8 protein-coding genes are annotated in these 12,264 nt (G+C 69.1%); 4 read left to right on the forward strand and 4 right to left on the reverse strand.

All coding sequences use genetic code 11. The features are described 5' to 3' along the window. Window positions 1-18 precede the first annotated feature (18 nt). Window positions 19-1,449, forward strand: coding sequence for a phosphotransferase (locus J1M43_RS11090; RefSeq protein ID WP_206476705.1), 1,431 nt, complete (start codon window positions 19-21; stop codon window positions 1,447-1,449). Here J1M43_RS11090 and J1M43_RS11095 read toward each other — a convergent pair. Together J1M43_RS11095 and J1M43_RS11100 are read right to left on the reverse strand one after the other, a co-directional pair. After that, the gene (locus J1M43_RS11095; RefSeq protein WP_206476706.1) at window positions 1,395-4,868 is read right to left on the reverse strand and encodes an ATP-dependent DNA helicase; all 3,474 of its coding nucleotides are present in this window, start codon (window positions 4,866-4,868) and stop codon (window positions 1,395-1,397) included. The two genes, J1M43_RS11090 and J1M43_RS11095, sit on opposite strands and share 55 nt — an antisense overlap. Beyond that, a complete protein-coding gene (locus tag J1M43_RS11100) occupies window positions 4,865-8,137 on the reverse strand; it encodes an ATP-dependent DNA helicase (RefSeq protein ID WP_206476707.1) in 3,273 nt (1,090 codons plus the stop codon). Before J1M43_RS11100 ends, J1M43_RS11095 begins: the two co-directional genes overlap by 4 nt. A gap of 160 nt (window positions 8,138-8,297) precedes the next feature. Between J1M43_RS11100 and J1M43_RS11105 the strand changes: the two genes are divergently transcribed. Both J1M43_RS11105 and J1M43_RS11110 read left to right on the forward strand, forming a co-directional pair. After that, entirely contained in the window at window positions 8,298-8,522 is a 225-nt protein-coding gene (locus J1M43_RS11105; protein WP_033104783.1) for a DUF3107 domain-containing protein, read from the forward strand. A 6-nt stretch (window positions 8,523-8,528) separates the two neighbouring features. Then, window positions 8,529-8,816, forward strand: coding sequence for a hypothetical protein (locus J1M43_RS11110; protein ID WP_033104784.1), 288 nt, complete (start codon window positions 8,529-8,531; stop codon window positions 8,814-8,816). Window positions 8,817-8,846: 30 nt separating this feature from the next. On the opposite strand, the gene J1M43_RS11115 is transcribed toward J1M43_RS11110, so the two are convergent. Beyond that, a complete protein-coding gene (locus J1M43_RS11115; RefSeq protein ID WP_206476708.1) occupies window positions 8,847-9,557 on the reverse strand; it encodes a ferritin-like fold-containing protein in 711 nt (236 codons plus the stop codon). Between the two features lie 186 nt (window positions 9,558-9,743). Here J1M43_RS11115 and J1M43_RS11120 point away from each other — a divergent pair, with 186 nt between their 5' ends. Next, window positions 9,744-11,258 (forward strand): DEAD/DEAH box helicase, encoded by a 1,515-nt coding sequence (locus J1M43_RS11120; RefSeq protein WP_206476709.1) that lies wholly within the window; start codon window positions 9,744-9,746, stop codon window positions 11,256-11,258. A 63-nt stretch (window positions 11,259-11,321) separates the two neighbouring features. Here J1M43_RS11120 and J1M43_RS11125 read toward each other — a convergent pair whose 3' ends face one another. Beyond that, window positions 11,322-12,212, reverse strand: a complete 891-nt coding sequence (locus J1M43_RS11125; RefSeq protein WP_206476710.1) for a PHP domain-containing protein — start codon at window positions 12,210-12,212, stop codon at window positions 11,322-11,324. Window positions 12,213-12,264 lie beyond the last annotated feature (52 nt).

The following is a 12,264-nucleotide window of genomic DNA, read 5'->3' on the forward strand; positions in this document are numbered from 1 at the left end:
CGGACCTAACCTGGGGGCATGGCACGGTCTCCCTTTACTCTAGCGGCGGCGGTCACAGCCGCACTGTCCGGGGCGGAGGTCGTCGGGGCGCGAACTCTGACAGCCGACGGCGACGGTCGGTTCGACTCAGCGGTCGTCACACTCGCCGATGGGCGCGAACTCGCGATCCGCGTCGGCGACGACGACGAGACGGCGCGCGAACTCGCCTCCGAGTCGCTCGCGCTGCGCGCGCTGACCGCGGGTGCACGCGCCATGCTGCCCTTCCGAGCACCGGAATACGTCGGCGAGACACGCCTCGCGGACGGTCGTGCGCTCGTGACCGAGTTGCTGCCCGGATTCCAGATCGAAGCGGCTCACGTGCCCGCGGGTCGCGGAGCGGCGGAGTCAATGGGCGCGTCGATCGCTGCAGTGCACGCGCTCCCGGCATCCGTCGTGCGCAGCGCCGGACTCACCGCCCGCAGTGCGGAGGAAGCCAGGGAAGAGGTCCGCCAACTCGTCGATCGCGCCGCGGCGACCGGGCGCGTCCCGGCACGACTGACTGTGCGCTGGCGCGAGGCCGTGGAAGACGACGACCTGTGGCGTTTCGAGTCCGCCGTGACGCTCGGCGGCGTGCAGGCGACATCGTTCCTGTTCGAAGACGATCCAGAGGCCGGTCCGTCCGTGATCGGCCTCGTGCACTGGCACGGACTCGCGCTCGGGGATCCCGCAGTCGACCTCGCCTGGCTCTCGTCCGCATCGGATGCCGCCGGCGATGTGCACGCGTCATACGCACAGGCCTCGGACCGAGCGCCGGATGGCGCGCTGACACTGCGGGCACGACTGCTGGCCGAGCTCGAGTTCGCGCGCTGGCTGGTGCACGGCGATGCGCTGCACCGCAGCGACATCGTGGACGACGCGGCAGGGCTGCTCGAAGCCCTGTCGGAAGGACTCCGCGAGAACGATCTGTCTGTCATCGCTCAGCGCAGCGAGGGCGTCGACTCCGCCATGGACGCGCTGGGGCGAGTGCCCGAGACAGCGTCGACGCACGTGAACACCGCCATGGAGACCGACGCGTACAACCCGCGGGATCTGCTCCCCGGCGAGGATGACGCGGTCGCCGACGCACCTGTCGGTGGTCGTGCCGAAGATGGTCGCGTCGCAGGGGGTGACGTCTACGTGGGCGATTCCACCGAGGATCTCAGCGATCTCGCTGATTCCGACCTGCTGCCTCACCCGGTCGCTGACCCTGTCGAAGCGCCCCCGCGAACCGAGCCGCACCCTTCGACAGGCTCAGGGAGCGACTCCCGTCCAGGGAGCGACTCCCGTCCAAGGAACGGCTCCCGTCCAGGGAGCGGCTCCCGTTCAGGGAACGACTCCCGTCCAGGGAGCGACGACGACGACCCGGCGGATGAGGCTCAGCGCGCCGCGCGTGCCGCGCTCCAGCGCTGGACCAACTCCTCCTCCGAATAGACCCGATCGCCTCGGATGACGAGATCGTCCGCGACGTAGTAGAGCGCGACGTCGATCTCGTCGAGAGGCACCCCGAAGCGGCGGTGATAGGCGAGGCGATACAGCGCGAGCTGCAGCATCCGCTCTTCGCGTTCCGCAGCGTTGCGCGGAGCCTTGCCGGTCTTCCAGTCGACGATCTCGATGCGTCCGCCGCGATCCTCGCGGCGGTACACGGCATCCAGCTTGCAGATGACGATGTGGCCCTCGCCCACCGCCCCTGCGACGGGCTCAGGGGTCGAAAGGTCGGTAGAGCCGGAACCCAGAGCGAAGTCGATCTCGATCTCGACGGCGATCGGCTGGCGCGTCGCCCATTCGCTCCCCTCGAAGATCTCGCGCAGACGCGCGAGGTCGGCCTCATCGGCGGCCGACACGCTCCACTGGTCGGGCTGCTCCTCGTCGGAGTCCCATAAGGCGCTCTCGGGACCGGCACCGGCTCCGACCAGCCCCGACCGATGCTCCACCCAGGCGTGGAACAGCGTGCCGAGGCGCGTCTGCCGGTACGGCCGCTCCGGCATGGGTCTGCTCAGGGCACGCACCGTGCCGTCGAAGTCGGTCACGTAGTCCTTGAACTTCGATGCAGGCACGCGCGCAGGCGGTTCCGCGCGGATGCCGCGCTGACGTTCGGCGCGCTCGGCGAGCAGTCGTCCCAGCTGCACGGAGGCAACCGGCTCTCCCTCGACGGCGCGCACGCGCGCGGCAGCGGACTCGACCACCGCACGGCGGCCGCCCAGAGGATCCAGCGGCCAGACACTGGTCTTTCCCTCCCCCGCGTACGGGTTCTCGTCATCGTCGACCGCTGCGATCGCATCGAGCCCCAGCACGTCGATGGCCTCGCACAGATACGGACTCGCCTCACGAGGGCTCTTCTGCCCCGCCCAGTGCGCTCCGGTCAGGAGCAGATCGGTGCGCGCACGGGTGATCGCCACGTATGCGAGCCGGCGCTCCTCCTGCTGCTGGTACTCGCGGTAGGCGTCCTTGAACACCGTGAGTGCACCAGGTGCGGCCTTGCTCCTGCTCGTCAGAGACGCCACGCCCGCCTTGAGCCGCTTCTGCGGATCGAGGTCGGGATCCGCCGGCGGATCCCACTGGAAGTGCGGCAGCGCGGCGCTGTCGCCACGCAGTGCGAAGGGCAGCACACCGAATCCGAACCAGCCCGACGTGTCGGTGGGACGAGAGGGAAGCTCTCCTTCGACGAGCCGCACCACGGCGACGGCATCCCACTCGAGTCCCTTGGAGCCGTGGATCGTGAGCAGCTGGACGACGCCCGGCTCGGGGGGTTCCGGCCGGGGCATCAGCTCATCCGTGCTCTCGGCCTTGTCGAGCCACGCCAGCAGCGACCCGATCGTGCCGCGGTCGTCGGCGGTGAGGAACGCACGCACCTCGTCCGCGAAGGCGCGCAGCTGCGTCGCCGCGACGCGGGCGGGTCCGCGGGTCTCGTTGGAGGCGAGTTCGATGTCGAGTCGGAGTTCGATCTCGATCAGGCGGATGAGCTCTGGAATCGGTTGCGCCGACGCACGACGCAGGCGCTCGAGCATCTCACCGGCCGCGCGTATCCGCGCCCGCCCCTCTTCGGTGATGCGTTCGATGAGTCGATAGTCGTCGCGGAGCCCGCGCACGACGTCGACCGCGTCGACGATCGACACTGCCTCGTCTGCGCCCCGTGAGGAGCGGATGCGCGCGCGCAACTCGTCGGGCAGCGGCAGCAGACCGCTGTCACGTCTGGACAGTTCGGAGGCGAGGTCGTACAGCGCGCCCATGTCGGCCAGGCCGACGCCGAACCTGGGCCCCACGAGCAGTCGGATGAGAGCGGAGCCCGCGTTCGGATCGTGGATCACGCGCAGCGCTGACACCACATCGACCACCTCCGGCGTGGTCAGCAGACCGCCGAGCCCGAGGATGCGATGCGGGATGCCTCGCGCCGCCAGTGCCTCGGCGAAGGTCTGCATGTGACGCTTGGATCGGAACAGGACCGCCCCCGTGTGCGGTGAAACCCCCTGGCGCGCCGCTGCCATATGCTCCGCTCGCCGCTCGGCGAACCACTCCGCCACCTCCGCCGCCTCATCGTGCACGGTGAACGGGTATCGGATGCCGACCGCGCCGGTCCCTGCGCCTGGTCGCGGCTCGAGCGGCGGAACGTCGAGGCCTGGGCGTCGAAGCGGCTCGAGCACCCGATTGGCCACGTCGAGCACAGTGCTGTCGTTGCGCCAGCTCGTCATGAGGCTGAAGTCCGCAGGCGCCGCATCGCGGGCGAAAGTGCGCGCGAATGCGTAGAGGTTGTCGGCGCTCGCACCGCGCCAGCCGTAGATCGACTGGTGCGGGTCGCCGACGGCCATGACGGCCGAGTCCCGGAACACTTCGGCGAGGAACTGCGTCTGGATCACCGAGGTGTCCTGATACTCGTCCAACAGCACCACCCGATGCTGCTCGCGCAGGTCGGCGCGCACATCGGGTGATGCTTCCACGATGTCGTAGGCACCGCTCACCTGGTCTGCGAAGTCGAGCACTCCCCTGCGCTGCTTCTCGGCGATGTACGACCGCACGAGTGCGGTGAGCGTCGGCAATGCGAGCAGATTGTCGGCGACCTTGGCGACGTCGGCGTTGCTGCGATACGGCGCGAAGGCGACCGCGTGCTCGAGCGCGATCCGCTCCGCCTGCTCCAGATCGGCGCGGTGGTCGAGCGCGTCGCCGGCGAGCCGCTGCACCGCGTCGACGACCGTACCGACGGCGTACTCGATGCCCTCCAACTCCGGCAGGTCGGCGCGCAGCACGACCTCGCGCGCCAGCATCCAGGACCCCGCCTGGCTCAGCATCGCGACGTCGGGATCACGGCCGATCCGCGCGGCATGCTCCCGCACGATCGAGTCGGCGAACGCGTTGTACGTCGAGACGCGGGGACGGATCATCAGATCCTCCGCCGTCCTCGGCGAGGTCGGATCCCACCCGGTGTCGAAGTGCTCGGCGAGCTCACCGAGAACCTGCGAGCGCACCAGCGCACGCTGCGCGCCGGGAGATGCATCGTCGACGCGTCTCAGCATCCCGGCGGCGATGATCTCCGGGACATGCGGAAGCAGACCGCGCTGGCCGTATTCGTCGATCACCGCGAGCCGTGCCGCGATGCGTTCGGCCAGCTCACCTGCGGCCTTGCGAGTGAAGGTGAGGCCGAGGATCTCGTCACGGCGCACATGCCCGTTCGCGACGAGCCAGACGACACGGCCGGACATGGTCTCGGTCTTCCCGCTGCCGGCGCCGGCGACGACGAGCGCCGGCGTGGGCGGTGCTTCGATGACGCGCTGCTGGGCCGTCGTGGGCGGCGGTTGACCGAGCGCTGCGGCCACCTCGAGCGCGGAGAGCCCCGGGCCCTGTTCATTCCACGACGTCATGCACTGACCGCCGGCACGGTGTGGATGCGGCACGGGTGCACACGCCACTGCACGTCGGCGCAGTGCGCCTCGACGTGCGCGGTGAAGCTGTCTCCCGACATCCCCCTGGCCGCCGACGCGAGCCGGTTCAGGAATCGGGTGCGCGCATCGCCGATCAGCGTGTGCTGATGAGCCACACGGTAGTCGCTGCCGGACAGCGTGTTGGCGACGAGCAGCAGCCGGGCCCCTGCCAGAGCACCGGCATCGGCGCCGTCGATCAACCCCTGGTCGACCGCGACCTGATAGGCCGCGAGCTGCGCGTGCTCCTCGACTTTGGCATCGGTGGTCGGCTCGTTCTTGCCGGTCTTCAGATCCACGACGACGACCCGTTCTCCGTTCGTTCCCTCAGCCATGTCTGTCCAGCCGCGACCTCGTGCGGCAGCATGCTCTCCCGCGCCGGTCGGGTACGCCTCGACCCGATCGATGAACCCGTGCACGACCGCGCGGTTCGGGCCGTCGGCTTTGTCGCCCACATGCACGGCCGGTGCCTCGACGAGGTCGTCGTCCGTGCGCGGCCCCTCGACGGCTGCGACGTCAACGGCGAAACGGAACTCCACCTCGCTCGCGAGCACGCGTCCGCGATCACCGGTCACCTCACCGAGGTAGGCGTGCAGGCGTTCGATGTACAGGTCAGCGCGGCGGCGCTCCTTGCGCCCGATCCATTCCGTCTCGAAGTCGAGCTCGGGCCAGTGCTCCTCGACAACAGCCCGCAGTTTCTCGAGATCGCCGTCGGTCACCGTCTCCATCGCCTCATGGATGATCGTGCCCATTCCGGCCGACGGTGGCAGCACCGTATCACCGCCGAGCGCCGAGATCGCCCAATTCAGTTCGCACTCCTCGAACGATTCCATCTTCGACGGTGAGACGCGCGCGGCCCTGATCGACAGATCGTGCAAAGGCGCCGACGTCGACGACGGGGCGATCCCGTACCACTCCCGAGGGTCTGCACCAGGCACACCCTCGCGTGCCAGCACCGAGAGCTGACCCGCCGCATCCGCTCGGGTGTCGGCGTCGGGGGAGCTCGTGAGTGTGCGCCGATGCCGGGCGACGACGCCCCGCAGGGTGAGCGGGTGCTCGGCCGCCGGATGCGCGGATGCGGGCGGCGGTTCCGGCAGGAACCCGAAGAACGGGCTGGGACCTGTGGCATCGTCATCCACCGCGGTGACGACGATGCGGGAGCGCGCACGCGAGAGCGCCCGGACGAACAGTCGCAGTTCGTCGTGCAGCGCATCGCGGCGCCGATCAAGGACGCCGGGCGCCGTCTCCGGCTGACCGGAGCGCGCGGCACCGACGGCATCGGCGAGGCGCCACGTCTCGAGCAGGCCTCCGCGCAGCCGGACGTTCGGCCACACCCCGTCCTGCACTCCCGCGACGATGACGGCATCGAACTGCGTGCCCAGCGCCGTTGCCGGTGTCAGCAGCGTCACGAGCCCCGGCCGTTCGGGCGTGGAGAGCGTGTCTTCCGGCACTTCGCTGTCGAGGATGTCTCGCACGAACGCATCAGCCCGCTCATTCGGCGTGCGCTCGACGAAGCGCTTGGCCGCGTCGAACAGGGCGACGAGTGCATCGAGCGCCCTGGCCGTCTCTCCGCCGCCCGGCTGCTCCGCCGCCGCCCGCCAGTACTGCTGCAGCTTGGAGCCGTCGAGGGCCCGAGCGTCGTCCCAGATGCGCCAGAGCAGCTCGTGGATCGTCTCCCCCGCCTCAGCCGCGGCGGCCGTCTCGGCGAGCGTAGTGGCGAAACGTGCAGCGACTCTCGCCTCCGGCGCGTCGACGAATGTGAAATGCGCGGGAAACGCCATGGCCTGACGCAGCAGCTCGGAAGCCGGCGTCGATCCCCCGTCGGCGAGTTCGACGTGGCGCAGGCGCGCGCGCAGGCGGCGGAGGCCGACGGCATCCATCCCTCCGAACGGCGAACGCAGCGCATCGATGAGCATCTCGGGTTCACGTGCCTCGACCGGGGTGAGCGCCAAGCGCACGATGCCGACGATGTCGCGCACGACACCCTCGCTTCCGAGTGGCCGCTGCACGCCGGCTGCCCGTGTCGGCACCTCGCGTGCGGCGAGCTCGGTCTCGAGCGACGTCACCTGCCTGGTGTCGTGGGCGATCACTGCCATGTCGCTCCATGCGATCCCATGCGTGAGATGCCAGTCGCGCAACGTGCCCGCGATGCGGTCGGCCTCTTCATACGGTGACGGGGCGAGGAAGGCCTGCACCGGCGCGTCGGCGGATGCCGGCGTGTCGAGGACCTCGGATGCAGGGCCAGGTGCGCGACGGTGCTCGACGCGCCCGGCCACACCGATCGCCTGAGTGACGGTACGCGTCAGATCGGTGAGCGACGGCTTCTGACGATGCGGCGTCTCCAGGACGAAGACGCGCTCGAGCACACCGGACAACTCCTGGAACAGCTGCGGACTCGCCCCGCGGAACGCACCGGAGGAGATGTCAGGATCGCCGAACGCGAGGACAGCGATGCCACGCGCCTTCAACGCGCGCACCATCGTGATGCCGCCTCTGGTGATCTCCTGCGCATCATCGATCAGCACGACCCGCAACGGCGCGAGCGGGCCGAGGACTGCGGGCTCCGCATCGCGAAGGATCGCCGCGGCCTCGCTGACCAGATCGGCCGCATCGCGGTAGGCGGTGCGCATGCCCGCGAGCACCGTGCGGTACTCGTCGATGAACGCGCCGACCGCACGCCAGACCGGTCGATCCGAAGCCTGCAGTTCCTGGGGCTGCACGCCCAGTTCCGTGCATTCCGCCAGGAAGGCGCGCAGTTCGGAGCGGAATCCCTTCGAGGCGCGCACGCCCGCGCTCAGAGCCTCCGGCCATCGCGACGGGTGCCCTGCCGTCTCATCGTCGAGGTCGCCGGCGAGCAGATCGGCGATGATGCGGTCCTGGTCGGCGCCGGTGAGCAGCGCCGGAGGCTCTTCTCCGGCGTGGACCATCGCACCGCGCACGAGCTGGAAGGCGAATGATCCGAGCGAGCGAGCCAGCGGCCCAGGCGTCGCCTGCCCGATGCGCACGCCGATGCGGTCGCGCAGCACCGTCGCCGCCTGACGGTTCGGGGTCAGCACCAGCACCTCTTCGGGCGCGAGCGCATGCCTGCCGAGAAGAGCAGCGACCCGGTCGATCAGGGTCTGCGTCTTGCCTGTTCCCGGAGCACCGATGATGACTCCGGATGCTTCGGCAGCCGCCTCGACGACGGCTCGCTGCCCGGCATCCTCTGTCATGGCATCCACGCTAGTCCGAGCTCCGGACACTGCCTGACCGCGTCGCGGAGGAACCCGACCTCGCTTGTGCGCCCAGGGCGAAACCGGGCCCCGCGCCCGATCCGGCTCGACATCACCGGGGTAGAGTTGGGCGCAGTCCCCGAATCTTCAAGGAGCACGCGTGGAAATCCGCATCGGCATCATCAACACCGGCCGCGAACTGAACTTCGAGACGTCCACCAGCCCGGATGATGTCCGCGCCCAGGTGACCGCGGCACTCGAGCAGAACGCCGCGCAGGTGAGCTTCACCGATGTGAAGGGCAACTCGTACATCGTGCCGACCGCGAACCTGGCATTCATCGAACTCGGCACCGAAGAATCGCGTCGCGTCGGCTTCGTCGCCTGACCGGCGATGTACATCCTTCTCGCGCTCATCGCGGCGTGCGCTCTGGGTATCGCCGTGCACTTCGTGCTTCCGCACCGCTCACTGCGGGGCGTCGCCGTCGTGCCTGCCATCGCCGCTGCAGTCGCGGCCGTCGTCTACACGCTGATGCAGTGGTCCGGCATCGGTGAGGACAACGGCTGGCTCTGGCTGGCGAGCATCGGCGGCGCGGTCGTCATCTCCGCCGTGGTCGGATTCGCGGTCACAGCGACGCGTCACCGTGCGGATGCCGAGAAGAAGGTCGCGCTCGGAATCTGAGCCGGCGCGGTCTCGTGAGCGACGCGGATGCTACGCGGCGAGGCCCATCGCATCCATGCGGCGCGCGTGCGCGCCCATGAGTTCGGTGTAGACCGGCTCGACCCTGTCGTCGTCCTTGGCCAGGCGCTCCGGCCGCAGTGCCTGGCGCGCCACGAGCACGGTGTCGCCGACGAGTCTGCGTGCCCACATCGACAGCAGTGAGCGCCACTCCTGGTCCGACTCGATGGTGCGCTTGAGGATCTCGACGATCTCTCCGGTGTCGTCGTCCTCGCGGAGGATGTCGGCGATCCGGCGTCCCGTCTCGCCGTAGCTCGATGCGAGCGCGAGATAGAAGTCGTCCAGCATCCCGGCCGTGATGTAGACCGCGAGCAGCGTCTCGCGCGGCCGCGCGCCGATCGTCTTGCGGCGGAACGCGTCGAGGTGCTCGCGGAACGGCAGCATCAGCTCGGTCGCGTCCTCACCCTGCTGGCGGATCACATCGACGATGCCGCGGTGCTTGCTGAGCGCGGCGCCGGCCGCACGCGTGATCGCGGCCTTCTCCTCGAGTTCGGGCGTCGCCCTGATCAGGCGGGTGAGCGTCTCGAAGTATCCGAGCTGCAGGTAGGCGGCCTGGCCGAGGAACCTGTTCAGCTCCGGCGCGAGTTCCGCGAAGTCGACACGCATCGCCCCTCCGACGTCTCCACGAGCGCGGAGGGTCAGAGTACGCCTGGGGGCATCACGTTGCCAGAACCACTTCACCACGGGTTCAGACTACCGGCGTCGCGACGGGGAAAACGGGTCTTCCGGCCGATTCGCTCTGCTCGGGTAGTCTGGAAGGAGCCCTGCCGTAGGAGCAGGGGCCCGCGCCTGTGGCACAAGAGACGGCGTGGATCCGTAACGTGGCGCTCTCTTCCTTCCCGAAGGCCCGCCGGACAGGCAATAGAACAAGTGACAACATTCGCTGATCTCGGTATCGATCAGGACATCGTCGACGCAATCGCGGCCAAGGGCATCATCGACGCGTTCCCCATCCAGGAGCAGACCATCCCCCTCGGCCTCCCCGGCCAGGACATCATCGGCCAGGCGAAGACGGGTACGGGCAAGACCTTCGGTTTCGGTGTCCCCGTCGTGCAGCGCCTCGGCAAGAACCCGGAACCCGGTGTCAAGGCGCTCATCGTCGTTCCGACCCGTGAGCTCGCGGTGCAGGTGTACGAGGACATCGACCTCCTCACCAGCAACCGTTCCACCAGCGTCGTCGCCATCTACGGCGGCAAGGCGTACGAGGGCCAGATCGACCAGCTGAAAGCCGGCGCGCAGATCGTCGTCGGCACGCCGGGTCGCCTCATCGACCTCGCAGGCCAGCGCCTGCTCGACCTGTCGAACGCGACCGAGGTCGTCCTCGACGAGGCGGACAAGATGCTCGACCTCGGCTTCCTCGCCGACATCGAGAAGATCTTCCAGAAGGTGCCCGCAGTCCGGCACACGCAGCTCTTCTCGGCGACGATGCCCGGCCCGATCGTGGCCCTGGCCCGACGGTTCATGTCGAACCCGATCCACATCCGCGCCAACGACCCCGACGAGGGCCTGACGCAGGCGAACATCAAGCACCTCGTCTACCGCGCGCACTCGCTCGACAAGGACGAGGTCATCGCCCGCATCCTGCAGGCCGAAGGCCGCGGCAAGACCGTGATCTTCACCCGCACCAAGCGTGCAGCCCAGCGGTTGGTCGACGAGCTCGGCGACCGCGGCTTCAACGTCGGTGGTGTGCACGGCGACATGGGCCAGGAGCAGCGCGAGCGTTCGATGGCCGCGTTCAAGGCCGGCAAGCGCGACGTGCTCGTCGCGACCGACGTGGCCGCTCGAGGCATCGATGTCGACGACGTCACGCACGTGATCAACCACACGATCCCCGACGAGGACAAGACGTACCTGCACCGTGCCGGCCGCACGGGCCGCGCTGGCAAGACCGGCATCGCCGTCACGTTCGTCGACTGGGAGGACCTGCACAAGTGGGCTCTCATCAACCGCGCCCTCGAGTTCGGTCAGCCGGAGCCCGTCGAGACGTACTCGTCGAGCCCGCACCTGTTCGAGGACCTGAACATCCCCGCAGGCACGAAGGGCCGCTTGACGACGGCTCCCAAGACGCAGTCCGTGAAGACGCAGCGCGCTCCGCGCCCTGAGCGCGCGGCCGACGCTGCCGCCGAGCAGGGTTCGGGCGACGGCACCACGCGCCGTCGCCGTCGCCGTCGTGGCGGCTCGGGTGACAAGGTCGGCTCGACCTTCACCGAAGGCACCACGGCGAACGAGTCGGCATCGTCGGATGCGGCACCCACCGTCGAGCGCGACGCCGAAGGTGCCGGTACGCACGACGGCAAGGGCGGCGAGCACCACGACGGCAAGTCCGCCCCGCAGCGTCGCCGTCGCCGCCGCCGCTCGGGTGGCGCTGCGCCGGCAGGCGCGTAAGTTCACACGAAAGCGGGGCGGATGCTGCGGCATCCGCCCCGCTTTCGTATGCAGAACGCCCCCTCAGGCGTAGCGGGGCTCGGAGCCTGTCGCACGCTCGATGATGCGCGCGACCATTTCGTCCGAGGTGGTGTTCTCACCGGGAAGGTTGGGCTTTCCCGCACCGTGGTAGTCGCTGGATCCGGTCACGATGAGGTCGTGCTTCGCCGCGAGCTCGCGCAGGATCTTCTTGCCCTGCTCGGTGTTCTCGCGATGATCGATCTCGAATCCGCCGAGTCCGGCATCTATGAGTCGCTCGATGAAGGGGATCGGCATCATCCGGTCGCGCCCTGACGTGACGGGATGCGCGATCACGGCCACTCCCCCTGCACCGGTGATGAGGTTCACCGCTGTGAGCGGATCTGGCGCGTAGTGCGGCTCGTAGTACCCCTCGCGCGGATGCAGGATGCCGTCGAACGCGGCGCTGCGATCGCTGACGATGCCTCGGGCGACGAGAGCATCGGCGATGTGCGGGCGCCCGACCGTGGCATCCCCTGCAGTCTGAGCGACCACGTCGGCCCACACGAGGTCGTAATCGCGGCCGATGTTGCGCACGATCCGTTCGGCCCGGCCGATGCGGTCGCCTCGGATGCGATCGGTCTCGGCGCGCAGCGCACCGTCGTCCGGGTCGAACAGGTATCCGAGGACGTGCACGCTGCGCCACTCGTACTTCGCGGACAGTTCCATTCCGGGGAGGAATGTCATGCCGAGGGATGCCGCGGCATTGCCAGCCTCGTCCCACCCCGTGCTGCGGTCGTGGTCAGTGAGGGCGAGCGTGCGGATGCCGTGGGCGTGCGCCTGTCGCACCACCTCTGCAGGTGTCTCGGTGCCGTCGGAGTGATTGGAATGCAGATGCAGGTCATTCGGTCCCGAGAACCTGTTCGCACCGGCGCCCGGCACCGCGTCATCCGTCATCCTCTGAGCGTATCGCGGCGCCATGCGCAGGGCGGTGCCGCTGCCGCGCCTG

It is taken from the genome of Microbacterium sp. KRD172 (genome assembly GCF_017168295.1).
Classification (GTDB): domain Bacteria; phylum Actinomycetota; class Actinomycetes; order Actinomycetales; family Microbacteriaceae; genus Microbacterium; species Microbacterium profundi.

Bases quoted from the DNA above. Each gene is read 5' to 3' on its own strand.
- J1M43_RS11090 (WP_206476705.1), top strand. From the start codon at position 19: ATGGCACGGTCTCCCTTTACTCTAGCGGCGGCGGTCACAGCCGCACTG.
- J1M43_RS11095 (WP_206476706.1), bottom strand. From the start codon at position 4,868: ATGACGTCGTGGAATGAACAGGGCCCGGGGCTCTCCGCGCTCGAGGTG.
- J1M43_RS11100 (WP_206476707.1), bottom strand. From the start codon at position 8,137: ATGACAGAGGATGCCGGGCAGCGAGCCGTCGTCGAGGCGGCTGCCGAA.
- J1M43_RS11110 (WP_033104784.1), top strand. From the start codon at position 8,529: ATGTACATCCTTCTCGCGCTCATCGCGGCGTGCGCTCTGGGTATCGCC.
- J1M43_RS11125 (WP_206476710.1), bottom strand. From the start codon at position 12,212: ATGACGGATGACGCGGTGCCGGGCGCCGGTGCGAACAGGTTCTCGGGA.